This window comes from Aquirufa aurantiipilula (assembly GCF_019923745.1).
Classification (GTDB): domain Bacteria; phylum Bacteroidota; class Bacteroidia; order Cytophagales; family Spirosomataceae; genus Aquirufa; species Aquirufa aurantiipilula.
Genome location: NZ_JAANOG010000006.1, coordinates 94,753 through 120,723, shown reverse-complemented (window position 1 = coordinate 120,723; position 25,971 = coordinate 94,753). Strand labels below are relative to the sequence as shown.

At 39.5% G+C, this 25,971-nt stretch carries 23 protein-coding genes and 2 tRNA genes; 11 read left to right on the top strand and 14 right to left on the bottom strand.

Going from position 1 to position 25,971, the window contains the following annotated elements:
• Positions 1-3: 3 nt before the first annotated feature.
• The 3 genes from G9H60_RS08410 to G9H60_RS08400 are packed head-to-tail and all read left to right on the top strand — an operon-like array spanning position 4 to position 3,128.
• Complete coding sequence (locus G9H60_RS08410) at positions 4-891, top strand: TIGR01777 family oxidoreductase (RefSeq protein WP_223143612.1); 888 nt, start codon at positions 4-6, stop codon at positions 889-891.
• A gap of 1 nt (position 892) precedes the next feature.
• On the top strand, positions 893-1,474 hold the full coding sequence (locus G9H60_RS08405; protein ID WP_223143611.1) for an LOG family protein: 582 nt from the start codon (positions 893-895) through the stop codon (positions 1,472-1,474).
• Positions 1,431-3,128: an OmpA family protein gene (locus G9H60_RS08400; RefSeq protein ID WP_262899997.1), complete on the top strand. Its 1,698-nt coding sequence runs from the start codon at positions 1,431-1,433 to the stop codon at positions 3,126-3,128. Before G9H60_RS08405 ends, G9H60_RS08400 begins: the two co-directional genes overlap by 44 nt.
• On the opposite strand, the gene G9H60_RS08395 is transcribed toward G9H60_RS08400, so the two are convergent.
• The 5 genes from G9H60_RS08395 to G9H60_RS08375 all read right to left on the bottom strand — a co-directional run bounded on the left by G9H60_RS08395 (position 3,129) and on the right by G9H60_RS08375 (position 6,218).
• Entirely contained in the window at positions 3,129-3,422 is a 294-nt protein-coding gene (locus G9H60_RS08395) for a carboxypeptidase-like regulatory domain-containing protein (RefSeq protein WP_223143610.1), read from the bottom strand. It lies immediately after the preceding gene.
• 95 nt (positions 3,423-3,517) lie between these two features.
• On the bottom strand, positions 3,518-4,519 hold the full coding sequence (locus G9H60_RS08390; RefSeq protein ID WP_223143609.1) for a glycosyl transferase: 1,002 nt from the start codon (positions 4,517-4,519) through the stop codon (positions 3,518-3,520).
• Positions 4,520-4,609: 90 nt separating this feature from the next.
• Positions 4,610-5,875 carry a serine hydrolase domain-containing protein gene (locus tag G9H60_RS08385; protein WP_223143608.1) on the bottom strand — a complete coding sequence of 422 codons (1,266 nt, stop codon included), beginning with the start codon at positions 5,873-5,875 and terminating at the stop codon, positions 4,610-4,612.
• A 141-nt stretch (positions 5,876-6,016) separates the two neighbouring features.
• Positions 6,017-6,102: transfer RNA gene (locus G9H60_RS08380), tRNA-Leu, on the bottom strand.
• 40 nt (positions 6,103-6,142) lie between these two features.
• Positions 6,143-6,218 (bottom strand) — tRNA-Gly (locus G9H60_RS08375).
• Positions 6,219-6,316: 98 nt separating this feature from the next.
• Here G9H60_RS08375 and G9H60_RS08370 point away from each other — a divergent pair.
• On the top strand, positions 6,317-6,787 hold the full coding sequence (locus tag G9H60_RS08370) for an Lrp/AsnC family transcriptional regulator (protein ID WP_109321773.1): 471 nt from the start codon (positions 6,317-6,319) through the stop codon (positions 6,785-6,787).
• On the opposite strand, the gene tgt is transcribed toward G9H60_RS08370, so the two are convergent.
• The 6 genes from tgt to G9H60_RS08340 all read right to left on the bottom strand — a co-directional run bounded on the left by tgt (position 6,788) and on the right by G9H60_RS08340 (position 15,215).
• Positions 6,788-7,921, bottom strand: coding sequence for a tRNA guanosine(34) transglycosylase Tgt (gene tgt, locus G9H60_RS08365; protein WP_223143607.1), 1,134 nt, complete (start codon positions 7,919-7,921; stop codon positions 6,788-6,790).
• 72 nt (positions 7,922-7,993) lie between these two features.
• A complete protein-coding gene (locus G9H60_RS08360; RefSeq protein ID WP_223143606.1) occupies positions 7,994-11,644 on the bottom strand; it encodes a PVC-type heme-binding CxxCH protein in 3,651 nt (1,216 codons plus the stop codon).
• A gap of 22 nt (positions 11,645-11,666) precedes the next feature.
• A complete protein-coding gene (locus G9H60_RS08355) occupies positions 11,667-12,779 on the bottom strand; it encodes a Gfo/Idh/MocA family protein (protein ID WP_223143605.1) in 1,113 nt (370 codons plus the stop codon).
• A gap of 77 nt (positions 12,780-12,856) precedes the next feature.
• Entirely contained in the window at positions 12,857-13,741 is an 885-nt protein-coding gene (locus G9H60_RS08350) for a DMT family transporter (RefSeq protein WP_223143604.1), read from the bottom strand.
• Positions 13,741-14,817 (bottom strand): LptF/LptG family permease, encoded by a 1,077-nt coding sequence (locus tag G9H60_RS08345; protein WP_223143603.1) that lies wholly within the window; start codon positions 14,815-14,817, stop codon positions 13,741-13,743. The genes G9H60_RS08350 and G9H60_RS08345 overlap by 1 nt, the downstream gene beginning before the upstream one ends.
• Positions 14,817-15,215 carry a DUF983 domain-containing protein gene (locus G9H60_RS08340; RefSeq protein ID WP_262899996.1) on the bottom strand — a complete coding sequence of 133 codons (399 nt, stop codon included), beginning with the start codon at positions 15,213-15,215 and terminating at the stop codon, positions 14,817-14,819. Before G9H60_RS08340 ends, G9H60_RS08345 begins: the two co-directional genes overlap by 1 nt.
• A 110-nt stretch (positions 15,216-15,325) precedes the next feature.
• Between G9H60_RS08340 and G9H60_RS08335 the strand changes: the two genes are divergently transcribed.
• From G9H60_RS08335 to G9H60_RS08325, 3 genes are read left to right on the top strand one after another with little or no spacing between them, the layout of a single operon-like run.
• Positions 15,326-15,763 (top strand): hypothetical protein, encoded by a 438-nt coding sequence (locus tag G9H60_RS08335; protein ID WP_223143602.1) that lies wholly within the window; start codon positions 15,326-15,328, stop codon positions 15,761-15,763.
• Between the two features lies 1 nt (position 15,764).
• Positions 15,765-16,277 (top strand): D-glycero-alpha-D-manno-heptose-1,7-bisphosphate 7-phosphatase, encoded by a 513-nt coding sequence (locus G9H60_RS08330; protein WP_223143601.1) that lies wholly within the window; start codon positions 15,765-15,767, stop codon positions 16,275-16,277.
• A gap of 4 nt (positions 16,278-16,281) precedes the next feature.
• Entirely contained in the window at positions 16,282-17,187 is a 906-nt protein-coding gene (locus G9H60_RS08325; RefSeq protein ID WP_223143600.1) for an aldo/keto reductase, read from the top strand.
• Between the two features lie 161 nt (positions 17,188-17,348).
• Here the strand turns inward: G9H60_RS08325 and rnr are convergent, their stop codons facing one another.
• Positions 17,349-19,610 carry a ribonuclease R gene (rnr, locus tag G9H60_RS08320; protein ID WP_223143599.1) on the bottom strand — a complete coding sequence of 754 codons (2,262 nt, stop codon included), beginning with the start codon at positions 19,608-19,610 and terminating at the stop codon, positions 17,349-17,351.
• 225 nt (positions 19,611-19,835) lie between these two features.
• On the opposite strand from rnr, the gene G9H60_RS08315 reads away from it, so the two are divergent.
• The 4 genes from G9H60_RS08315 to thrC are packed head-to-tail and all read left to right on the top strand — an operon-like array spanning position 19,836 to position 24,001.
• The gene (locus tag G9H60_RS08315) at positions 19,836-20,846 is read left to right on the top strand and encodes a M28 family peptidase (RefSeq protein WP_223143598.1); all 1,011 of its coding nucleotides are present in this window, start codon (positions 19,836-19,838) and stop codon (positions 20,844-20,846) included.
• 1 nt (position 20,847) lies between these two features.
• Complete coding sequence (gene gcvT, locus G9H60_RS08310) at positions 20,848-21,936, top strand: glycine cleavage system aminomethyltransferase GcvT (RefSeq protein ID WP_223143597.1); 1,089 nt, start codon at positions 20,848-20,850, stop codon at positions 21,934-21,936.
• Between the two features lie 8 nt (positions 21,937-21,944).
• Entirely contained in the window at positions 21,945-22,649 is a 705-nt protein-coding gene (locus G9H60_RS08305; protein ID WP_223143596.1) for a 2-phosphosulfolactate phosphatase, read from the top strand.
• A 44-nt stretch (positions 22,650-22,693) separates the two neighbouring features.
• Complete coding sequence (gene thrC / locus G9H60_RS08300) at positions 22,694-24,001, top strand: threonine synthase (protein WP_223143595.1); 1,308 nt, start codon at positions 22,694-22,696, stop codon at positions 23,999-24,001.
• A gap of 113 nt (positions 24,002-24,114) precedes the next feature.
• Here thrC and G9H60_RS08295 read toward each other — a convergent pair whose 3' ends face one another.
• Together G9H60_RS08295 and G9H60_RS08290 are read right to left on the bottom strand one after the other, a co-directional pair.
• Positions 24,115-24,477, bottom strand: a complete 363-nt coding sequence (locus G9H60_RS08295; RefSeq protein WP_223143594.1) for a hypothetical protein — start codon at positions 24,475-24,477, stop codon at positions 24,115-24,117.
• Positions 24,478-24,618: 141 nt separating this feature from the next.
• Positions 24,619-25,956: a hypothetical protein gene (locus tag G9H60_RS08290; protein WP_223143593.1), complete on the bottom strand. Its 1,338-nt coding sequence runs from the start codon at positions 25,954-25,956 to the stop codon at positions 24,619-24,621.
• Positions 25,957-25,971 lie beyond the last annotated feature (15 nt).

The window sequence follows — 25,971 nt, the reverse complement described above, 5'->3', positions numbered from 1 at the left end:
TCCATGAAAATACTGATCACTGGGGGTACGGGTTTTATCGGGAAAGAATTGCAAAAGCAATTGAAAGAGAGTGGTCATGAGGTAGTTATTTTATCCCGTCGTGGAGGTGATTTTCTTTGGAATCCTGACAAAGGAGAAATGGATGGGCGAGCTTTGGAAGGAGTGGATGCCATCATACATTTAGCCGGGGCGGGAATTGCTGAGAAACGTTGGACAGATTCTAGAAAGGAAGAGTTAATACAATCTCGGGTACAGAGTTCGCAAATATTGTATCAGGCCTTGAAACAGCATTCACATCAAGTGAAAACCCTTGTCTCCGCGTCTGGTATTGGTTATTATGGAGCGGATACAGGAGAAAAATTATGTGAGGAAAATTCTGAACCTGGCCATGATTTTATAGCGACTTGTACACAAGCTTGGGAAAGTAGTTTGCAAGGTATTGAAGGCTTAGGAATTCGAGTTGTCAAGTTCCGAATTGGTTTGGTCATGGGAAATGGAGGAGGTATTTTTCCGGTTTTACAAAAACCGATTCGTTGGTTTGTTGGGGCCAATATTGGAACGGGGAAACAGTGGCAGTCGTGGATTCATTTACAAGATTTAATAAGTATGTTCCAATGGGCATTACAAGAAAAATCCATGAAAGGAGTTTATAATGCCGTGGCACCTGAACCGCTTCGTCAATCCGACTTGAACAAGCAATTAGCCCGAGCAATGCATAGACCCTTATTTTTACCGGCTGTTCCTGCTTTTGTTTTACGATTAGTGTTGGGAGAAATGGCGCTTTTAGTAACAGGCGGAAATTTAGTTTCTTCGAATCGCATACAGAAAGAAGCCGGTTTTTCGTTTAGATTTGTACGATTTTCAGAAGCCCTAAAGGATTTAATACCTTAATATGTCAAAAAAAATATTGATTTACTGTGGTTCATCAAAGGGGAATAACCCGGTATATGAACAAGAAGTTAAACGTTTAGCTCAAGAATTGAAGAAGCATGATTGCTCCATCATTTTCGGTGCAGGAAGTGTTGGTTTAATGGGTGTCATGGCCGACGAATACCTGCGCTTAGGAGGAGAAGTCATCGGCGTTATTCCTTCATTTATGGAGCCTTGGGAAGTGAAACACTTGGGTATTCAGACCTGCCATGTGACCGAATCCATGCACGAAAGAAAGCAGTTGATGGCCGAGCTGGCTGACGGGGTTATTGCCATGCCAGGAGGTTTTGGGACTTTTGACGAATTATTTGAAATGTTGACTTGGAAGCAGTTGGACTTGCACCAAATGCCTATAGCTATTTTTAATACAGCCGGTTATTATGATTTATTGTTGCAGCAATTACAACATATGATTCAGGAAGGCTTTTTGAAAGAGCGTAATTTGACGGCTTTGCATGTGGAATCTGATGCAACTAAATTGGCAGATTGGATGATGGATTATGTGCCAGAGAAGATGGAAAAGAAATGGATTTACCGCGCTTAATGTCCATATAAGAATGATGAAATATGTGATTTTTTTCTTGTTGTTCCTTGGTCTGCTAGACATCCAAGCCCAAAAATTACCTGAAAATTTGGGTTCTGCGATTAATTCCGATTATTCGGAATTGAATCCAGTGATGGCACCAGATGGCAAGACCTTGTACTTTGGAAGAAAAAATCACCCATCTAATAAATATGGAACTTCAGGGTCAGAAACAATAGCAGGTTCACAGGATATTTGGTATAGTGAACGCATTGGAGATGTGTGGAGTACCGCTAAAAGAATGCCTGATGTATTAAATCGGGATCAATACAATACGATTTTATCGATCTCTCCAGATGGGCAAACCATCTTATTGAAGGGAGCTTATGTGCAAGGAGTCTATGAAACTAGGGGTTTTTCCATATCGAAAAAGACGTTGAATTCCTGGTCCATTCCTGAAAAATTGGATATTCCCGATTACGAAAAATTGAGCCGAGGAAAGAATGAATATGCCTATTTAACCATGGATGGAAAGGCTCTATTGTTGGCTTTCTCAGAGAAAAAGAATTCGGATCGAGATGATTTATATGTCAGTTTTTTGAATGATGGGAAATGGACTGAGCCCAAGAATTTGGGAAGAAGCATTAATACGGATCACTCGGAAACAACCCCATTTTTAGCGGCTGATGGTAAGACACTTTACTTTTCTTCGGATAGACCAGGAGGTCAAGGAAGTCAAGATATTTATATGTCGAAGCGCTTGGATAATAGTTGGACCAATTGGCGAACACCCATCAATTTAGGTGGGCCAATCAATACGGAAGAATACGATGCCTATTATAGCTTATCTGCTAAAGGAGATTTTGCCTATTTTTTGTCTTCCAAAAGTTCTTTAGGGAAAAAAGACATCTTTCGGATTGCCATAGAAGCGGAATCAGAAGTACCTACACCTGTTAAGTCAGTAGAACCTAAAACGGAGGAAAAACCAGTATTAGCCCAGCAGGATGTCAAAGGAAGCCCTAGATCCGTTTCCAGCGAACAGTCGGAAGCCGTTGTTTTGGTTTCTGGCCGAGTGTTAGACCCACAAACAGGCAAGGTTCCCGATGAGACAAATATCAGTTACGAGGATTTAAAAACGGGTAAAACCATTGGTATAGCCAAGCCTGATCCTAAAACGGGTTTGTATAAGTTAGTATTACCTTACGGTGTTAACTATGGAATAACCGCCAAAGCCAAAGGATTTTTGCCAAGTTCAATCAACATTGACTTAAGTAAATTGAGAGGCCGTTATTTGGAATTGGATGAGCGTGATTTAGTGATGGCTCCTATAGCTAAAGGGTCAAGTATGACCATCAATAACTTATTTTTTGAAACGGGAAAAGCGACTTTGACAGCTGAATCAGATCCGGAATTGAAACGTATTGTTCAAGTGATGCAAGAAAATGCCACGCTGCAAATTGAAATATCTGGACATACAGACAATACAGGCTCAGATGAATTGAATAATAAGTTATCTCAAGATCGCGCTGACGCGGTTAAAAATTACTTAATCAACCTAGGAGTCAAGTCAGACCGAATAAGAACCAAGGGCTATGGTAAAACGAAGCCTAAGGCTGATAATTCAACCGAAGAAGGCCGACAAATGAATCGCCGAGTGGAATTTGCCATCTTGTAATTAAGGTTGCTGGCTTATTTCCGGGCTTTGCTCTTTCAAGAAAACGTTCAATTCATGTTGAAGTGCTTTCACAGATTGGATGTTTGTAGTATATCCAATAGCTGAAAATCTAATTTGGCAATTTTCTGTTGCGGATTTGATGGTAAAATCTCCATTGTTATCACTGAAGGTCTTGCAGTGATTCATATCAATCCTAACTCCAGCAAGTGGGTTTCCGCTCTGATCCTTGATATGCCCATGAATAGTTTGGGGCTCTGAGAAGGTAATGAAAAACAGGTAGAGAAAAACTAACATGTATGATTCTTTTAGCCTATTGCAGCACAAAGAACACACAGAAATATTACCTAATTGTTAGGGAATTGCTATCAAATGATTAAGGCAATAGCTTTTTAAATCTGAACCTTATCAATGAAGTTAATGACCTTTTGGAAAGGGAGGCTTAGGTACTTTCTAACGCGTAAAAATCGTTTCCTAGGTTTTGGAGCAGGAGCTTTGATGTAAAAACAAGGAAATTTCTTGTACATCTCATGTCCATTTTTAATCAAAATCTGCGCGTATTGGTCGAAAATTGTTGCCACATCGGGCTTTTCCTGAAAGGTATAGCGATTTTGGTATTTGGATATTTCCGTAGGGTTTTCTGGATGATAACCAGAGAAATGGAAAAAGATGAGGGGTACTGCATCATTGACAGAATATGGAATATTTTCTCCTGTCAAGGTTCTTTCGTGTAGATTCCAATAGGCCATGTTTAGACCCAGATGCCGACTAATGTACACATCATCAAAATAAACGGGAGCAAAATTCACCCACAATTGATCGACAAACATACCATTGGCTAAATCGATGTAGCATTGATCGCGGAGGCGTTCTTTCCACCAATGTAAAAAGGCTAGCGTATTAGGACTACGTTTCGTACCCAGGAATCCTAAGTTAAAAATACCGGTATTCAACAAATCCGTTTCTTGTGGACGAGAGGTGTCTGGATACGGACTTACAATGTGGGGAGTAAGAACAAGACTATGGTTTTTAAGGGGCGTTTCAATCTCTGTAAGCGCTTGAAAAACCAAAATATCTGGATCAAAATAATGTAAAATCTCTGCTTCAGGATAGGTATTGTACACATATTCCATGAAAAAAGGTTTCACAGCGGTGTTTAACTCCGTGATATTGTACTTCTCACAAAGCTCGTCTAGATCCTCGATTCCAATGCTATGTAATTCAATCAAAGGATAGGCAGGCAATTGGGATTTATCAATGCTGGATTGGTCCAAACGATCCACTAAACCAATTAAAAAGGTATAGTCCGGATTATGCTGTAGAAGAGAATCGCCCAATGATTTAGCTTGTGCTAAATAATTAATAGAGCAAATGGTAAGGACAATTTTTTGCATGATATAAATACAAGATTTGTCAAATTTTAAAATTTGACAAATCTAAGTTGACAAATCAAATCTACGGCGACAATTCGAGCTTGACAAATCTTAGCGCAGCAAACTGCTATAAATGATATTTTCAACCTTTCTGCTATAATCTCCATGCGAGTTAGGAGTATGCTGGGTCATGATGAGGCAAATCATGTTTTCTTTTGGATCAGCCCAATAGGTGGTCCCATAATAGCCTCCCCAGTTAAAAGAGCCTTTATTTCTACCATGTAAATGGCTGGATTTTTCGGAAGTAATGGAAAAGCCAAGTCCAAAATTATCAGCCCCATCTTTGATGAAATCCAACTGCGGACTGGTCATAAGCTCTACTGTTCTTCTTCCTAAAATCTGTTTTCCATTGTATTTACCCCCATTAAGCAGCATTTGTAAGAAAATGGCATAGTCAAAAGCCGTGGAGGAAAGTCCGGCCCCACCAGAGAAATACGATTTTTTATCCAAAGGATAGTTGGGGTTGATATTCCGAAATGTTGGCGCCCAAGCAATGACATTTTTCTGCGCGTCTTCGGTATATACGCTGGGAAGTCTACTCGCCTTTTCAGCTGGAACATTGAAATAGGTATCCTTCATTCCCAGAGGATCAAAGATGTTTTTCTGAAGGTATTCATCCAAACTTTGGCCACTGATGACCTCAATGAGGCATCCCAATAAATCGGTATTGAGGCCATAGGTAAATTTCTCCCCGGGTTGATGTTCCAAAGGTAGTTTGCCTAGAATTTTCATTTTTTCTAACAAATTGGCACGGAAAGTTCCAAGTCCCGAAGGAACCCCAGCTTTGGCATAAATTGCCTTCATGCGCTCAGAACCAATGTCAGCATATCCAATTCCAGAGCTATGTGTTAATAAGTCTCGAAAAGTAATTTCTCTTTTGGCGTTAATGAAGGTGAAACTGGTATCGGCAGGATTATAATCTTGGATGACTTTAGGCTTCTTGAATTCTGGGATAAAATCGCCAATGGATTGATCCAGATTAAATTTCCCTTTTTCATAGAGTTGCATGATGCCTACGCTGGTAATGCCTTTGGTTTGACTCATGATGCGGAAAATGGCATCGGCAGGCATGGGCTTTTTGGAGGCTAAGTCGGCATAGCCGTGCCCTTTATAGTGGACTACTTGATTGTCTTTTATCACGATGGTCACTGCGCCAGTCAACCAATTTTTATCTACATAGTGTTTCAAAACAGTATCTACATAGGCCAATCGTTGATTGTCTATACTTGGATGTGGCTTAATGATCGGAGAAAGAACTTGCCCGTAATGGGTCAAGCTGATGCTGATTAAGATGAGGGTAAATAAACTTTTTTTCATGGGTCAAATGGTTAATGAATTTAACCCAAGATAATGGGAATTCTGGAAGAAAAATAATGAGGTCTACTAAAGGGACTTTATTACCCTCTATACCAACAAAAAACCCCTCCAATTGCTTGGAAGGGTTATTGTCGATTATCGTACCTGGGATGGGAATCGAACCCATACGAGCGTTTCGGCTCACAGGATTTTAAGTCCTGCGTGTCTACCAGTTCCACCACCCAGGCGGCCCTGTAAAACTCAAAAGCACCGAGGGGTGCTTCCAAGTGGAGCGAAAGACGGGGTTCGAACCCGCGACCTCGACCTTGGCAAGGTCGCGCTCTACCAGCTGAGCTACTTTCGCATTTTCGTGGGGCAAAATTAAGAACCTTTGCTTATTTATGCAAGAGGAAACGTAAATTTCCCTTAAATATTCTATAATTTTGTTTTTTCTAACATTCCATGAACATCACAAAACTCGATCAAACCGATCACAAACTGCTGGAAATTTTGCAACAAAATGCCAAAATTACCAACGCCCAATTGTCGAAGGAAATAGGCCTTTCTCCAGCCCCTACTTTGGAACGTGTCAAGAAATTAGAGAGTCTTGGAATCATCCAAAGCTACCATGCCCAAGTGGACCGCGATAAAGTAGGTTTAGGTGTAACTACTTTTGTTACAGTGACTTTAACAGGCCACAAGAAGCAAGTGACGGAGTCATTTGTTCGACAAATCAACCAAATACCTGAGGTGATTGAATGCCATCACGTGACGGGTGCAGGGGATTTTATGTTGAAGATTATCTCCAAAGATATCTCCACTTATCAGAAATTAATGTTGGAAAAAATCAATGAAATCGAAGAGGTATCAGCTACTTCGACCATGGTGATTTTATCGACTTTTAAAGAATCAAAAGTTTTACCAATTCCTTGATTATAGACGTTGCATGAGCTGCGGAATCATGCGATTCTTCCAAGAAGTGAAACTTCCTTGAACAATTTCTTTGCGTGCTTCACCTACTAACCATAGGTAAAAGCGCAAATTGCATACGCTGGCAATCATGGCACCCAGCATTTCTTCACAACGAATCAAATGCCGAACATAGGCTTTGCTGTATTGGCCATGCAGGGTATCCGCAAAAGCTGGGTCTATGACAGAAAAGTCAGATTTCCACTTTTCGTTTTTGATGTTGATGATACCTTGTGTCGTGAAAATCATACCGTTTCTTGCATTGCGTGTAGGCATTACGCAGTCAAACATATCAATTCCCAAGGCGATTCCTTCTAAAATATTGGCCGGTGTTCCCACTCCCATTAAATAGCGAGGCTTGTCTTTTGGCAAGATATCTGTTACCTCATCTGCCATTTCATACATATCCTCGACGGGTTCTCCTACCGATAGGCCACCAATGGCATTGCCAAATGCGCCTTTCTCGGCAATGTATTCAGCAGAAATTTTACGAAGATCTTTGTATACGCTACCTTGAACGATAGGGAACAAAGCTTGGTTATGCCCATATTTGGGCTCTGTGGCTTCGAATCTATTGATGCAGCGATCTAACCAGCGGTGGGTCATTTCCATGGATTTACGGGCATATTCGTAGGTGCACGGATATGGCGTGCATTCATCAAAGGCCATCATGATGTCCGCACCAATGGTTCTTTGGATATCCATCACGGATTCGGGACTAAAAAAATGCGTACTACCGTCGATATGCGACTTAAATTTGACTCCTTCCTCTACGATTTTTCTACCTGTGTCTGCCAAAGAATATACTTGATATCCACCTGAATCGGTTAAGATAGGGCCATTCCAAGAATTGAATTTGTGTAGTCCACCAGCAGCTTCTATTACCTCTAAACCAGGTCTTAGGTACAGGTGGTAGGTATTGCCTAAAATAATTTGGGCTTTAATGGGATCCGTTAATTCGGAAATATGAACTCCTTTTACGGTACCCGCCGTGCCAACAGGCATAAAAATGGGGGTTTGAATAGTACCGTGGTCGGTGCTTAAGCTACCGGCTCTTGCCTTGGAATGGGCATCTGTGGATTGAATCTCAAATTTCATGCCACAAAGGTAGGGAAAAAATAAAGCGGTACATGAGTTCACATGTACCGCTTCTTAATAATTGATTTTGGATTATTCTACTTTCATTACTCCATTCATGATTCTCCAGTGACCCGGGAATGTACATAAATAAGGGTAATTGCCTTTGGTAGCAGGAGCTTTAAATACCAATTTAGCTCTTCCATCTGGATCCACTAAAGCAGTATAAGCAATCACCTCAGGTATATTGGGTATATAATTCTTTTGAGCTCCATCTGCTGCGGTAATCATCTTATCAGCCGCTAAACCAATTTTCTCTTGGCTTCCCATTTGACCTATCACCAAATTGTGCTGCATAGCGTCAATGTTTTCAAAGATGATTTCCACATTGGCTCCGGCTGGAACACTGAATTCACGAATGTCAAATTGCATCGCTTCTTTCACTGTTTTGATGACCTTTCTAACCACATTCGCTGAGCCAGCATTATTGGCAATTTCGATTTTCCAAGTTGCCGCTAAACGCTCATAATAATCAAAATCACTAGGACGAATAGACGAACCAATTTTTTTGAAATAGGCCAAATTGTCGGCAGATAATTTTGGATCTTTTCTTGCATTCCAAGTTGCGGAAGCACCTTTCAAAGCAGCTCCAAAAGCAGGAGACTCGATGATTTCAATACTTTTTAAGGCATTCACTAATTCATCTCCAGACCAAACAGATGCACCACCACGGAAGATTTTTTCCATCATGTAAACATTCAATGAGCTTGGTCCACTAACTTCCAGCGCTTTGCGGTATGTGTTGTTATTACGTACTGCTTCTGGCAATGCCCCTGTTTTGTCAATTTGAATCTCCATGTTGTAAGAACCCGCTACATCGGCACTCCAACCAAAATTACCCGTCCAAGGACCATTCGTATTTTTCGTTACAGAAACCGTTTCTCCTGGAGCTACACCATCCATAAAAGTGAATGACTCCATGTCGATCCGACGACCCATACCTTCAATCTTCAAGAATACAGGTAAAACTTTTCCTTTTTCTAAAGCCTGATCTCCTTTGTTTTTGATACGAATAACAAAGGAACTATTCTCTCTCAATTTGAATTGTCCCCCTTTGATTTGGACCTCAGTCACTACTAAATCTAGTCCTTTGCTGTTTCCATCCACACTTGGGTTATTCAATTCTTTTCCTACTTTTTCAGCGGTGGCAACAGGTTTTCTCTTTCCTTCAGTTACGATGAAATCCTTCATTCTTTGGCCACCTTTAGCCATGGTCCATGCTGAATAAGCTTCTGGTAACCAGCGATCACGGTTATTTTGCTCTTTCGCAATTTTCGCGTCCATAGCTTTGTTCAATTCGGCACTTTCGGGCATTTCAATGCTTGCTAAAACAGCATGTAAAGCTACCAAGGTATCTTTGTCGTTTAATACGTTTTTCTGTACCAAAACCTTAGCCCAGGCTTGTGTTCTAGGTAAAATTTGAACCGCATTTTTACGTACTGCAGCACTTGGATGGTTTAATGCAAGACTTAATGCTGCTTTTACACTTGGTAATTCCAATGCTTGTAATCCTTCTAATGTTCTTAAGGCATGAATAGCTCCTACATTTAATCCCAATTCATCTACTTTTTTGTTTGCAATTAATGTGAGTAAAGCGGGAACAATGTCTTTTTTGCCACGCTCCACCAACAATCTTTGCGCATGTAAACGCCAGAATAAATTGGAATTAGATAAGGCTTTAATGCAGGCAGCAGGATCATTGGCTGACAAGCTAATAGGCTGGTAAGCAGGAGCTTGATTCCATCCTACACGGTAGATTCGTCCATGAGTATAATCACGTAAGTCTGTTTCGTAAGCATTACCGGTTCCATTAGCAAATCCTCTTGGAACTGGATTATGTTGAATGATGAAACTATACCAATCTGCGATCCAAACGGCTCCGTCTGGGCCAACTTGAGCAAATACGGGTGAAACCCATTCATCGGCACCTGCCAATAAATTGAATGCTTCTACATCATTAAAATCACTTCCTGATTGTACTAGGTTATTTTGGTGCACTACGTGCCCTGTTGGCTCTGAAACGAAAGCGATTTTATTCCAATACTTTTTAGGGAAGGATCTTGCTGAATAGAAATTATGACCAGCTGCAGCCGTAAATCCACCAAATACGTCCACTTGACGTACTTTTTTGGTGATGGACTTCATGTCTTTGTGCGTATCTGTACTCTTGCTACCATTGAAAGAATACGGAGCTTGCCAGATATTTTTGTGAGGTATAGGAATATACCAACCATGTGAGTTATTGGCGGTAGATCCAAAAGCATCTCCAGCTTCGTTGAAATCAAATCCCCAGGTATTGTTAGAAGTATTGGTTACATGTTCCATTTTAGAACCATCTGGTTTAAAGCGGAAAAACGCATTTCCAAAATTCAGAGAATCGCTTCCTACTTTTCCTTTAAAGCCAGAGTATCCTACGGATCCCCAAATCCAGTTGTCGAAACCATAATGTAAGTTAGATGGCCCTGCATGGGTATCACCCGTTCCAAAACCTGTGATTAATTCTTGTTTCACATCAGCTTTATCATCTCCGTTGGTATCCTTTAAAAATAGGATATGTGGTGCTTGAGAAACAATTAATCCTCCATTAGCAAATACCATACCTGTTGGAATACTTAAACCTTCCGCAAATCGGGAAAATTTATCTGCTTTACCGTCGTTGTTGGTATCCTCACACATTAAAATATAGTCGCTACCCCCAGAGTTTTTACGTTCGTTGGGATAGTCTTTGGTGATCAAAACAAATAAGCGACCTTTCTCATCCCAAGCCATAGCAATCGGGTGCATGACATCAGGTTCTGCGGCAAAAACGGTTAGGTTAAAATCAACGGGGATTTGAATGTATTTAACGGATTCCTCTGGGCTCAAAGGCAATTGCTGCAACTGTGGTCCTTGTCTTTTTTCATAATTAGGCAAATTAGCTTCGCGATAAGACAAAGGAGCTAATTTTAAGTTTTCTAATAAAGTGGCTTTTTCTTTACCAACAGCATACAAAATTCCTTGTTCTACTAAGGTTTGGAAACCAGTCGTTTCCCAAGTTCTCTCGTCGTGTCCATAGGCAGTGTAGAAGACATTTCCTTTGCCATAAGTACGAACCCAAGTATAAGGCTCAGTGGCTTGACCCGGCTTGTCTTTGGCTTGTTCAGGCCCGATGATACGTGACTGAATCACGTTATTGTCGGCTTGTAATTGGCTGTGCAAATAGGTTTCATCCACGGTTTTGATACCAGGGAAACCTTTTAAAACAGGGTGTTGAGGCTGAACATTTTGAATTTGAATAGAATCCATTTTGTGACGCCAAAATTGACCGCCTACCATTTTCACATATTCTGGAGAGTTTCTAAAACAGAAAGAAGCGCAGTGAAGGGCTACGAGACCATGACCCGAACCGATGTAATCCAACAATGCTTTTTCTTGGGGTTTTGGAATGGAATCATGATTGGCAAAAATGATTAAACCATCAAACTTGTTTAGATAGTTTGGATTTAGGTCTTTCAAAGACTCGGTATAGGTTAAATTAATGCCTTTAACACCAAGTGCCGATTGCAATGATGGAAAGCGGTCAAGCGGTTTATGATGACCACGATCTCCTAAAAAAAGCATTTCTAGTCTTCTTGGCTTTTGGTTTTGTGCCAAAAGCTGAAAGGAAGCAGCCAATAATAAAAGGAAACAAGTAAATTTTTTCATGTGTTTTGCCTATTCGAAAGGATTAAAATTCAGGGATTTCAATGATTTTGCCACCTTGAAGAGCAGATTCATGTGCTAAAATGCCGACAGAAGTCCAGTTGGCCGACTGAGGTGCATTTGGGAATGGATCACGGTCTTGAGCTAGTGCTTGTAAAAATTCATTGACTAAATGCGGGTGAGATCCGCCATGGCCTCCTCCTTGGGTAAAGGAAAGGTGGGTATTTTCATTTTCGTCGTAAACCCCTTTGGTGGTAAATCGTTGAATTTCTTCTGGCAAATAATGCGCAAAATCAGGGGTTGCTACTTTTTCTGGAATTTCTGGTTCTGGTTTTTTGGCTGTATGTACGACTAATTCTTCTCCTTCAATCAAAGGCCATTCCACGCTTTTTTTAGAACCATAAACTTCAAAACTTTCTCGGTATTGTCGTGCCACATCAAAAAGTGAGCGGTAAACCACGGCACTCAGGTCTGAATTACGGAATTTGATATGGGCAGACTCTACTGCAAATGGCGAGTTATAATGTTGAATTAACTCTTCACGGATGGTCCCAGAACCAAAACAAGAGACATATTCTGCTTCTAAACGAAGTAAACCTGCTACAGGTCCTACGCAGTGAGTTGCATAATGCATAGGAGGTAAGCCAGGCCAATAATCTGGCCATCCATCCATGTCTTGTTGGTGGGAACCTTTCAAGAATTGAATCTTTCCTAGTTCTCCTTTTTCATATAATTCTTTGATGTAAAGAAACTCACGGGAGTAAACCACCGTTTCCATCATCATGTATTTTTTGCCCATTTTACGACTAGCCTCTACGATCGCTTTGCACTCTTCTACTGTGGTAGCCATAGGAACGGTACAAGCTACGTGCTTACCTGCTAATAAAGCTTGGAGAGTTTGTTGGGCATGTAAATGGATAGGAGAGTTGATATGTACTACATCGACATTGGGATCTTGAAGTAGTTTTTCAAAGTCGGTATACCGAGTTTCAATTCCATACGCGTCGCCAATTGAATTTAGTTTTTCCTCGTTTCTTTGGCAGATGGCATACATATTAGCCAAAGGGTGCTTTAAATAAATGGGGATAAATTCGGCTCCAAAACCTAGGCCGACAATGGCAACGTTAAATTTTTTCATAGTAGATAGTATAATGAATAATGTGAGTGATGCATTCAGCTTCACACGTTTTATTAAAAGGCAATATGCGAATTTTTTTACTCTTTTTTACCTGATTTTATCAAGAAGGGATGAATCATAACAGTCATGACCAAAAGTGCTGTTCCCCAATAAAATCCGGAATGCATAATTTCTTTGCTTCCAAAGATAAAAACAGCTAATAAGATACCATATACGGGCTCCAGAGTAATCACTAGGTTAATAGAGAAAACGGAGAATACGCGGTATAAGCGGATGGTTTCTGTGTAAGCATAAACTGTACAAACAATAGCCAATATACTGATCCAAAGCCAATCTAGGCCCAAAGGCATAAAGTGATTCATTTGGCTAGAAAATCCATATAGCCATACAATTCCTGTGATTATGCCAGCGGTAATCATTTCGTAAACTGTTATGAGACGAGGGTCATATTGGTGGGTATATTTTCCATTGATAACGGAAAAAAGTGCGCCAAAAAAACCAGAGGCGATGCCCATGAGGAGTCCCAATGCTTGAGCCTGTTCTACGGAAAAAATGATGATTAGAGCTATGATAACTAAGACCCCTAAAAAGACTTCTACCCGCTTGATTTTTTCTTTTTTGGTCCATGGTTCCAACAAGCTGGTCCAAAAAGTTTGGGTTGATAACCCAGCTAAACACATGGCTACGGTGGATACTTTGGCAGCGCCAAAAAATAAGAGCCAATGTAGCGCAATGAAAAGGCCGTTTAAAATCCATTGATACAGGATTTTCTTAGGTACTTGAAAACTGACTTGTTGAATACGCAGGATGGCCAGCAAAAAGATAGAACTAATAACACATCGAAAAAATACGATGCTGAGGGCATTTGCTTGGGTAGCATTACCAAGAATGGCGGTAAAGGCATATAAGACTACAATGAAGTGAATCTTCAGATAGTCAATAAATCGTGGGGCCTGTCTCATTATCTAGGAAGGGTATAATAGAGACCAATACCAATGCCACCAAAAATAATGTTGGGTAACCAAACGGCTAAAAGTGGAGGCATGCCCCCGCCTTCGGCAATACCTTTACTCATCATGAAGAAAAGGATATAGACGAAGGCCAATGAGAAACCTAAAGCAATTTGAAAACCGACGCCACCACGAGATTTTCGTGCAGAAACTAAAAAGCCAATGATGGTGAGGATGATGACTGAAAAGGGATTCGCAAAGCGTAAGTATTTTTCAATTAAGAAAATTTCGATACCATCGGCTCCTCGTGAACGAACAAGTTGAATATGTCTTTCCAATTCAGGAAGCGTAAAAGTCTCGTGCAAAAGGTGCTTATTCTGAAAGTCTTTGGGATATAGGTTGAGTGTAGTATCGATTTTTGAACCAAAAACAATACCTGGTTTTTTGCCTACCAAAGTTCGGATTCGATAATCGTGAATCGTCCATTTCTTGCGAACAGAATCCCAAGTAATGTGGTCAGACATTAATTTTTCTTTGATCTCATTATTGGAAATACGTTCTAAACTGAAACGATAGCCGGTATTGGTACTATTGTCGTAACTTTCAATGTAGGCATAAATCTCTGGAGCAATTTTGATGTGAACATCCCGCTTATCAAAGAAATAGGTATTGTTGATGTATCTATGCTCAAAAGGTACTCGAATTTTATTGGCATTGGGAACAATCCAACCAATCATGATGAAGGTTCCAATAGCCACAATACTTGACCCAATTAAATAGGGTCTCATAAGACGCGTGAAACTAACACCAGAACTTAGTATGGCAATGATTTCGGTTTTGGCCGCTAGGTTAGCGGTAAAGAAAACCGTAGCAATAAATACCATTAAGGGACTAATGTAGTTAGCCCAATAGGGGATAAAATTCAAGTAATAATCAAAAAGGATCTCATTCAAGGGAGCTTGCTTACGGATAAAATCATCGATTTTTTCTGTGTAGTCAATCACCATGACAATCAATACAATTAAAAAAACAGCGAAAACATACGTTTTCAGAAATTTTTTCAGAATGTAGAGATCCAGTATTTTCATTATTTAGTAGATGCTGTACCAGCAGCGTCACTTTTATATTTTACCATAGAAAACAGGTGTATGAAAAGGACACGCGCCATTCGGAAGTTGAATGGGACCATGAGTAAAGAAACTAAGGTAATTGGAATGATATAACCCTCAGCGGAAGGATCACCAAAGAAATTGTAGATGATGATGCCTCCAACGATCATGATGCCTACGGTAAAGGCATAAGAAATGTACATAGCACCAAAGAAGAATCCGGGTTCAACCTCATAGCGTAATCCACAAGATGGACAATGCTCGTGCATTTCGCTAAACTTCAGTAAATTCCACCACTTATGAGTAAAAATTCTGCCTTCATGGCATTGAGGGCAGCGCGCCTTAACAACGGCGGCTAATTTGGATGGATCTGACATATATTCTGTTTTAAAGGGACAAAGGTAAAGAAAATTCAAGGATTAATTTGAAAGCGGTCGGGCATCTTAAGGGAATTTGTATCTTTGTAAATAACTAAAACTACCACATTATGTATGCTATTTTATTGAATGTACACTCGTATTTACGTTGGCTTGTTCTGATACTTGGAATTTTAGCCATTTACCGAGGTTTTAAAGGGGCACAATCAGGATCTCCATTTACAGAATCCGACAGAAAATCAGGCTTATTTTTCTTGATTTCTGTGCATACTCAGCTATTGATTGGCTTGTTATTGTATTTTGTTTTTAGTCCAGTGACACAAGCTGCTTTTGCTGATTTTGGTGCTGCGATGAAAGATCCAGCGGTTAGATTGATTGCTGTGGAGCATATCACCGTGAATATCATAGCTGCTATTTTGGTAACAGTGGCTTATTCAAAAAACAAGAAAGCGATTGCTGATGCACAAAAGCACAAGAATGCTTGGTTGTTATTTGGTATTGCTTTGCTTTTGATTTTAAGTCGTATTCCTTGGAGTCGTTTAGCGTAATATGAGTCATAAATGTGTTTTTTTGGATCGGGATGGCGTGCTGAATGTAGACCGTGTTGATTACGTATACCATCTTGGTCATTTTATTATTCCGGAGGGGGTTGTGGAGGCTTTGAGAGCATTGAAAGAAGCGGGCTATTTGTTGATCGTTATTACGAATCAAAGTGGTATTGCCAAAGGTATTTACGAGAGGAAAGATGTGCAGATTATTCATGATGCGATACAGGAGGCATGTGGAGGCGCATTGGATGATTTGTATTATTGTCCTTACCATGAATTGCATGATAGTGCTTCCTTGACAAGGAAGCCTGGTTCTTTATTAATTGAGAAAGCTGCGGCTAAGTATGAGGTGGACATATCCCAATCATTTATGGTAGGAGATCATGAACGGGATATATTAGCAGGCACTAGGGCAGGACTTCGGACTATTCGAATTGCGGAAGAAGGAACGCCAACGCAAGCAACATTTTTAGTGAAAGATTTATTAGCAGCATCTAACATTATATTATCGTAGAAATATGGAAAAGATTTATTTGAGTGACGCCGGCCCAAAAGTATCTCCAGCTATTTATGGTTTTTGGAGATGGGAAAAGGAAAGTGCCAACAGTTTAAAAGACATGGACCAAATTGTTCATTTGTGTTTGGAGCTTGGCATTAACACTTTTGACCATGCAGATCGTTATGGAAACTATAGCTGCGAAAGTCTTTTTGGAAAGGTGCTTGCCAATAAATCGTTTAAACGCAGTGATGTGGTGTTGTTTTCCAAATGCGGAGTTAATATACCAGATCCATCTAAGCCAGAGATTCGAGTGAGACATGTGGATAGTTCGGCTCAGCACATCACGACGAGCGTAGAAAACTCGTTGAGAAATTTGCAGACGGATTATTTGGATGTTTTTTTATTAGATCAATTAGACCCACTTTCGGATTTAGAAAGTACGGTTTTAGCTTTGGAGAAGTTAAAAAGCTCAGGCAAGGTGAAGAATATCGGTGTTTCAAATTTCTCGGTGTATCAGCACCAATTATTGGAGTCGTTTTTATCTATTCCTGTGGTTTCAAACCACATTGATTTAAACTTATTGAATACTTCTGCGCTGGACAATGGTGCATTGGATTATGTGAAGCAAAAATACATGCGTCCATTGGCGGTGTCTCCATTAGCTGGGGGGCGCATAGAACATGGAACAGACGAGTTAGCCTTGAAGGTGCGTAAGAAGTTGGTAGAAATGGCAGAGAAGTATGAAAGCAATATTGAATCCATTGCGGTAGCCTGGATTGTCAAATTGGGGGCTTTGCCTTTGATTGGTACTTTGGAAGAGAAGCGTATTCGCAATATTGTGAATTCCTTTAGCGTCAAATTGGATCACCAAGATTGGTATGAATTATACCATACTACGCGTCCTTCGCCAGTGGTACATGATTAAATTATCAATTTGTTGGAAGCTTTTTCATTCATTTTCTGCTTAGCTTAGTAAGCAGCTTGTTGAAAGATGTATTCAATTAGAGTCAATTAGATTTGTCAATTAGATTTGTCAACTTTTTAAAAGTTGACAAATCTTACCTACCCACCTACCTACTTACTTACCTACCTTCTTTTTCGACCAATATTATTTCTGCGATCTTTGCCTCTTGGAATCACGTTGGCGGGTCTACCTTCTCTGCGTCGAATACGGTTATTCCCAAAACGGTCACCGCCCGATTTCATGCCAATTAACTCTAGGTCAATCGTTCTTTTAGCCAAATTCGTATCCCGAACTTTCACTTTTACTGCATCTCCAAAAGAGAAAACGCGACCATTGGATTTACCTATAATGCGGTAATTCTCTTTGTCTAAATCGTAATAGTCGTCGTTTAAGTCGACCATTCTCACTAAACCTTCGCAAGAGGTTTCACCAATTTCCACAAAGATTCCGAATTCAGTGACACCTGTAATGATTCCGTCAAAAATTTGCGGTTCATGCAAGGACATGTACTCTACTTGCTTGTACTTCACAGAAGCTCTTTCAGCATCGGCAGCTAATTTTTCTCTATCCGAACAATGCTTACATTGAATTTCCAAAGGAGCCCTTTCAGGGGAAGCGCCTTTGTCCAAGTAAAGTTGCAATAATCGATGTGTCATGACATCAGGATAGCGACGAATCGGACTAGTAAAGTGTGAGTAAAAAGGGAATGCTAAGCCAAAGTGTCCGACTGCATCTGTACTGTAACGAGCTTTTGACATGGTTCTTACCGCTAAACTTTGTAATACATGTTCTTCTGCTTTGCCCTCTACATTTTCCATTAGGGCATTGAATGACTGAGAAACTTGCTTAGGCTCGGTTGATACTTGATACCCAAATTTCTTAGCAAAAGCTGAAAAAACACGTAATTTTTCTGGGTCTGGAGCTTCGTGAACTCGGTAAACCATCGTATTGCGTGGTTCCGTTTTTTTCAATTCATGCACGTATTCAGCCACTTTTTTATTGGCCATCAACATGAATTCCTCGATTAACTTATGGGCATCCTTTCGCTCTCTTGGAAATACTGCCAGAGGAGTGCCATTTTCATCTAGTTCAAATTTTACTTCAACTGTTTCAAAATTGACCGAACCATGCTTGAATCTGAAATCACGCAGTTTTTTGGCGATACGATTCAAATCTTTGATGACAGGTTCATAAGCATCGATTTCCTCCCCATCATTTTCAATTAATACTTGTGCTTCTTCGTAAGCAAATCTACGATCAGAATGAATGACTGTTCTACCGAACCACTCTTTCACGATTATGCCATTGGGGTCAAACTCCAAAAGGGTGGAGAACGTTAATTTGTCTTCGTTGGGCCTCAAAGAGCATAAACCATTGGATAGTTTTTCAGGCAGCATAGGTACTACTCGGTCTACCAAATAAACAGAGGTTGCTCTTCGAAATGCTTCTTGATCCAAAATACTTCCCGGTTTTACATAGTGGGAAACATCAGCAATGTGAACACCGATTTCTGTATTACCATTAGCCAATTTTTGATAACTAATTGCATCATCAAAGTCTTTGGCATCTTTGGGGTCAATGGTAAAACTTAGGATCTTACGAAGATCCTTTCTTTTTTTGATTTCCTCTTTCGTAATTTCTGTAGAAATAGCTTCTGCGGCCAATTCAACCATTTCTGGGAACTCATAAGGCAAGCCAAATTCCGCCAAAATGGAGTGCATTTCAGTCTCATTTTCTCCCGCTTTACCTAATATTTTGATAACTCTTCCCTCCGCTTTTTTGCCAGGGGTTCCCCATCTAGTAACCTCTACGATCACTTTGTCTAAGTGATTGGCTTGTAATGTCTCTGTTTTTGGAATGTATATATCCTCATAGATTTTTTTGGAATCTGGAATGAGGAATGAATAGTGTGGAGTTACTTGGATGACTCCTACGATTTCGTATGATTTTCTTTCTAGAATCTCGACAACCTCACCTTCTGGGCGGTCGTTTTTCTTTTTCTCTGAAGGTCTTCTAGCTTGAACGCGAACACGATCTCCATCTTTTGCATTCATCAAATCTGCCGTAGCCACCCACACATCTTTACTTCCATCATCAGGAATAACAAAAGCGAAACGGGCATTGACATGATCAACGCGGCCTTCAATTTGAAATGATTCATTATCGAAACGGTAATTACCATCCGATTGACGGATCAAACGATTTTCTATAACAAGCTTTTGTACCAAATCAGCATATAGCTCTTTGGTTTTACGGTCACGAATGGCAAAAGCCTTATGAATTTGGTTAATCGAATAAGAACGATAGTCGTTCAATTCAAAAAACTCTAGGATGTCTTTTTGTAAACTAGCCAAAAAACGTTGTTCCTTAGGGGAAGTTGGCATATAAATGATATTTAAAACTTACCCGAAGGTACGGGTTTTTACCTATAGAATGATTATCAGCTGTTTATTTCCTTGGTAGCGCTTGAATCTATGTTAGTATTTCAAATGTGATGTGTTGATAGATGTCAATCTAGTAAAATGTCGTAGGATGGGATTAATTCCCTAGCATCATTCTCTAATCCTAATTCTATTTAGTACTTTTGAGCTTGTTTTTTCCTATTATTCATGAATCGATCTAGGATTGCTCTATTATTGTTGCTAGTCTTTGTTCTAACAGGCTTAGTTTATTGGTTTCAATCTTCAAATCAAGTAAGTGAAGAGAATACGTCAACACCTACTTTGGTTGAAACGCCTACTTTTAACGCAGACTCCGCCTATGCCTATGTCAAGCAGCAAGTAGATTTTGGGCCTAGGGTGCCTGGAACAAATGCACATCAAAAATGCCAAGAATGGATGATAGCGAAACTAAAATCCTATGGTTTACAAGTGAGTACTCAGCCATTTACCGCCACAAATTACGCAGGAAAAGTACTAAAGGGAACCAATATCATGGCCCAGTTTCAACCAGAAATTGGGAAACGAATTTTATTGGCGGCCCATTGGGATTCTAGAGCGGTAGCAGATAAGGACTCCATTCGAAAAAATGAGCCAATAGACGCAGCCAATGATGGAGGAAGTGGTGTTGGTGTGATGATAGAATTGGCACGGCAACTATCTTCTAGTTCAAAAAAACCATCCGTTGGAGTAGATTTTCTATTTTTTGATTTAGAAGATACAGGCGAACCACATGGAGTAGATACTAATATTCAAAATACTTGGGCTTTGGGTTCTCAGTATTGGGCTGCTCATATTTTCCCACAAAATTACCGTCCTTTTTATGGAATTTTATTGGATATGGTAGGAGCTAAAGGGGCTGTATTTCCTCAGGAATATGGTTCCATGCAATATGCACCTACAGTGGTTCGATCCATTTGGTCAGCTGCAGCTGATTTAGGATTTGGGCATTTATTTCTTCAAGAAGAGGGTCCAGGAATAACCGACGACCATACAGCGGTGAATGAAGTAGCAAAAATTCAAATGATTGATATTATTGATTTGCGGCCACAAGCACCCGGAAGTATGGGAGATATTTTTGGCCCCTATCATCATACCCATGGAGATAATTTATCCATTATAGATCCTAAAACCTTACAAGCAGTAGGGCAAACTTTATTACAAGTTTTATATCGAGAATAATATGTCAGAACAATTACAACACGTTCATCTGAACGATACCCACGTAGCATTAGGAGCAAAAATGGTGCCTTTTGCAGGATTTAATATGCCTGTTTTATATACCAATTTGATTGAGGAACATATTTGTGTTCGTCAACAGGTGGGTGTTTTTGACGTGAGCCACATGGGAGAGTTTTATTTGAAAGGGGAAAGGGCATTGGATTTGATTCAATATGTTTGTTCCAATGATGCTTCTAAATTGGTGGATGGTAAAGTTCAATACAGCTGCTTACCAAATGACCAGGGTGGAATTGTCGATGATTTATTGGTTTACCGAGTAAAGGAAAATGAATATATGTTGGTGGTGAATGCTTCCAATATTGAAAAGGATTGGAATTGGATTTCTTCGCATAATAGCTTTGGTGTAGAGATGACAAACCAAAGTGATGAGTATAGTTTGTTCGCGGTTCAAGGGCCTAAAGCAATTTTAGCATTACAAAAATTGACAGGAGTAGATTTATTATCAATGCCTTATTATTCCTTTAAAATAGGTCAAATGGCTGGAATAGATGAGGTAATTATTTCTAATACAGGATATACTGGTGCAGGAGGATTTGAGATTTATGTCAAAAACGAGCAAGCACTAGCTATGTGGAATGCGATTTTTGAAGCAGGTTCCGAGTTTGGAATTAAGCCGATTGGATTAGGCGCTCGAGATACTTTACGCACTGAAATGGGTTATTGTTTGTATGGACATGATATTGATGATACTACTTCACCCATTGAGGCAGGATTGAGTTGGATAACTTCATTTAATAAGAACTTTATAGCCTCGGATATCCATGCCAAAATAAAGGCGGAAGGGGCTAAGAAAAAATTAGTTGGATTTGAGATGATTGACCGCGGAATTCCTCGTCAACATTATCCAATCGTGAATGAAGCAGGAGAATACATTGGAGAAGTTACCTCAGGAACCCAATCGCCTAATTTATCAAAAGGTATAGGCATGGGTTATGTGAAGACAGAATATGCCAAAGTGGGGACGGAAATTTATGTACAGATTCGAGATAAATCATTGAAGGCTGTAGTTGTTAAAATGCCATTTATTTAAGGAGTATTATGAGAAAAATCGACGTTTGTTTGTCGCCAGAACTCATTCATTTGTATGATGTTCCTTCTTTAGCGGTAGTGGTTGTGGATATTTTTAGAGCAACCTCTTGCATGGTGACAGCTTTTGCTCATGGAGCTAAGGAGATCATTCCTGTGGAGAAAATGGACCTTTGTAGTGCTTATGGAGCGAAAGGTTATTTGACTTCAGCTGAAAGAAATGGAGTCACTCCAGAGGGTTTTGATTTTGATAACTCCCCCTTTAGTTATCAAGTAGACAAGGTGAAGGGAGCTAAGATTTGTGTAACAACGACCAATGGAACTGTTGCAATTAGAAAGTCCAGAAAATCACCGGCACTTTTTGTGGGGGCATTTTTAAATATTTCACGTGTTGCGGAGGCATTGAAAAAATGGGAAGGCGATGCTTTAATTGTTTGTGCAGGCTGGAAGGGGAAGCCCAATTTGGAGGATACCCTATTTGCGGGAGCGCTGATTGATTTATTACAAGGTTCTTATCATGTGGCCGATGACGCTGCTATGATGGCTTTGGGTACATATCGGGAGGCATCGGCTAATTTATTGCAAGCCGTGAAGGGTTCTTCTCACGTAAATCGATTGTTGGGATTGGGTATAGAAAAGGATATTAGTTTCTGTTTAGAGAGGGATGTGTACCCAATTTTGCCAGGTTTAAAAGGCAATAAATTGGTATTGAAATAAGTAAAATGATGAAGTAGGTGTAAGGCCTAATTAATAATAAGGTGATGAAGTTATATAGTACACAACATCAGAGTCCAGACGTGTCTTTAGAGGAAGCCATATTTCGTGGATTGCCACCTGATAATGGTTTGTATATGCCATTGTCTATTGAAAAGATGGATCCTTCATTTTTTGAAACTATTCAGGAGAAAAGTTTTCAAGAAATAGCGGAGGCGGTATGCCAACATTTATTAGGGGCTGATCTAAGCAAGGAAGAAATTCATGGAATTATTAGTCAATCGATGACGTTTGAAGCCCCTTTATTTGACTTAGAAAAGGATGTAGAGGTCTTGGAATTGTTTCATGGCCCATCCATGGCTTTTAAAGATTTTGGAGCTCGCTTCATGGCGGCAATCATGTCGCATTATTTGTTGAAGTCGAAAAGAGAAATACGCATTTTAGTAGCTACATCTGGAGATACAGGTGGAGCCGTGGCTCAAGGTTTTTTTAATACCCCTGGGATTTCCGTGACGATACTTTATCCCAAAGGAAAGGTTTCGGATATTCAGGAAAAGCAATTAACGACCTTGGGGGGTAATGTCCACGCTTTAGAAATAAATGGCACTTTTGATGATTGCCAAAGCCTAGTTAAGCAAGCTTTTTTGGATGAAGAATTGAGAGCTAAGTTTAATTTGGCATCAGCCAATTCTATCAATATTTCCCGATTAATCCCACAATCTTTCTATTATTTTGCTGCTTATGCTGAAGCTAAAAGAAAGGGATTAAAAATGCCCATAGTATTCAGTGTTCCAAGCGGTAATTTTGGCAATTTAAGTGCAGGATTAATGGCTTATCGCATGGGATTACCAGTAAAGGCATTTGTGGCGGCTTGTAATGAAAACAAGGTAGTTCCTGAATATTTAAAAACTGGGGAATATCAACCCAAAACTAGCGTGGAGACATTATCCAATGCGATGGATGTAGGGAATCCATCCAATTTCATACGTATGAAATTGTTGGCTGGCGAAAATTGGGGATCTGTAAAGGAATTGGTAAAAGGATACTTTACGAATGATGAGCAAACCAAGGTAAGAATGAAAGAAGTGTATGATAGGACAGGGTATGTTATGTGTCCACATACAGCTGTGGCTTATGATGGTTTGCAACAATATAAAGAAGTGGTTAATGAAGAATTTACAGGAATATTATTGTCGACGGCACATTATGCTAAATTTTTACCAACAGTTGAATCAACTTTGGAAAGTGAGGTACCGATTCCTGAGCGTTTATCTGCTCTTTTAAGTTTAGAAAAAGTAGCTACTTCATTGGGAACTGATTATGCTGGTTTTAAACAGTATTTATTAGGGAATTAGGAGTTTTTAAAACAACGCTGTCAAGGTTCCAAACCTTGACAGCGTTGTTCGAACGAATTTAAAATTAGGTTTATTGTCCAATTAGTTGGATACGTAAACCATTTGAAAAATGGCTACAGCAATGCCTTAAACTTATCAAATTCTTGGTAAGCGATAATTCCAATTAAGATAATTAATAGAGGCCCAGCACCTAATCCACCTAGAACGAATAATTCTAAGAGAAAGATATTTAGGGCAATTGGACTGAGAATTAATAATGAAAGGGCTCTTTTAGAAGGAATTAGTAATAATACAGCACCAACGATTTCTAATATTTTAACGATTCTCATAAATCCAGTTGGAACCATCAGATTAAAAAAGACGGCTTGATTTCCTGACATTGGAGGGGTTGGCACAAATTCAAAGAAAAAATTAATGCCCCCAAATAAAAATAAAAAGGCCAATAAAATGGTTGGAATTAGTTTCACGTACTTCATGAGTTAGGGTTTTAGGGTAAGTAAAAAGTTGGGATTTTGGCAACGCTGTCAAGGTTTTAAACCTTGACAGCGTTAAGGGAAAATTAGGTATTTTTTTGGAATTGCCCAATCAATGTATTGATAAAACTAGTAGAATATCAATTACTTAGTACTAGGGATATATTCCCCTTTATCGAGCATTTGGACCATCATGAGATGGAGTTCATATTTTTTCACATTTTCCTTACTGAAACCTAAGCCTTGTTTATCATGAATGAACGTTTGATAATCGTTTAGGAGGAATTCTTTTCGGTTTTTTATAGCTGGGTAATAGGTAATAATTGAACTAAGCCAAAACAAAACAGCTACAGGAAGAACCAATTTCATAGTGAAATTTGAGGAAACAAGATGGCTAGCCAAGACATAAGTCAGTAACATGGCCAATGTGGCAATAATTTTATAATTCCCAATTAGGAAGACAAAGGGCCCAGATTTAGATCGTAGTAGGGCCAGTAATACCCCATTCAAAATACAAAATGTAAGGCATCCTGCTAAAAAAAGTTGATGTTTATTGGCTAACTCTCCCGATGTCCACCGCTGCCAAAAACTTGCATATTTTTTTTCTGCTTTGACAAATACCCAGCGCTGAAATCCCCCAATGATGATGATGAATAATAATAAACCCATGGCGAAACTAAAGACCAAACGGACTTTTGAATCTTGTTCATTAAAATAGTCTGCTGAGCCTCCCAAAAACACAAAAAAGCCTTGAATACTTTGCCATGGATGCCCCGCCAAATAGATTAGGCCGTTTTGATTTGATCCCATACTTGGGTAATTCCAGAAGAATAAAATCAAAAAAGTGATGAATACGCCAATCCAAATACCTAGTTTTTTTACGTCAAATTTGGTTAAAAGTATCATTCCTCCTGCAGCAATGAAAAGTAATCCATCAGAATTAGATAAGCAGGCTAACATGGTACAACATATTCCCGTTATGAATAATTTTAAGCTGCCTTTACTCAAACAATACATGGCTAAAAAGCCAAAACCTATAACTAAGTTTCTTTGTATCGAAACAATGAACCAAAAAGTATTTAAGTGGTATTGAAAGTTTAAATAGAGAAATGGAATTGGCAAAAAGTACCACCAGCGATTTTTTACCGGTAAATTATGCCAAAACAATACGAAGATGATGATGATATATATATGAGAAGTAAGCAATAAAGCTTTCAAATCCAAGGTGTGAAATACAAAGTAATGAACCATCACCCACAATCTTAGTGTCACAATCCGATGTTCATTGTTCGGAAACCAAATCATTTTTACTCGATCAAACCAATCTGGTTGGGCAAACCAAGCTCGAATGGTCATGGGCGCCTCAAAATCATCAAGCCATGGAATATTGATGGAGAAGGTAAATAATGACCACGTGAAAAATACAAAAGGTATTAATCCAAGTAAAAAAGAAATAAGTTTTATGCGTGGAAAGGAAGGCATTTATTGATGGAGTGG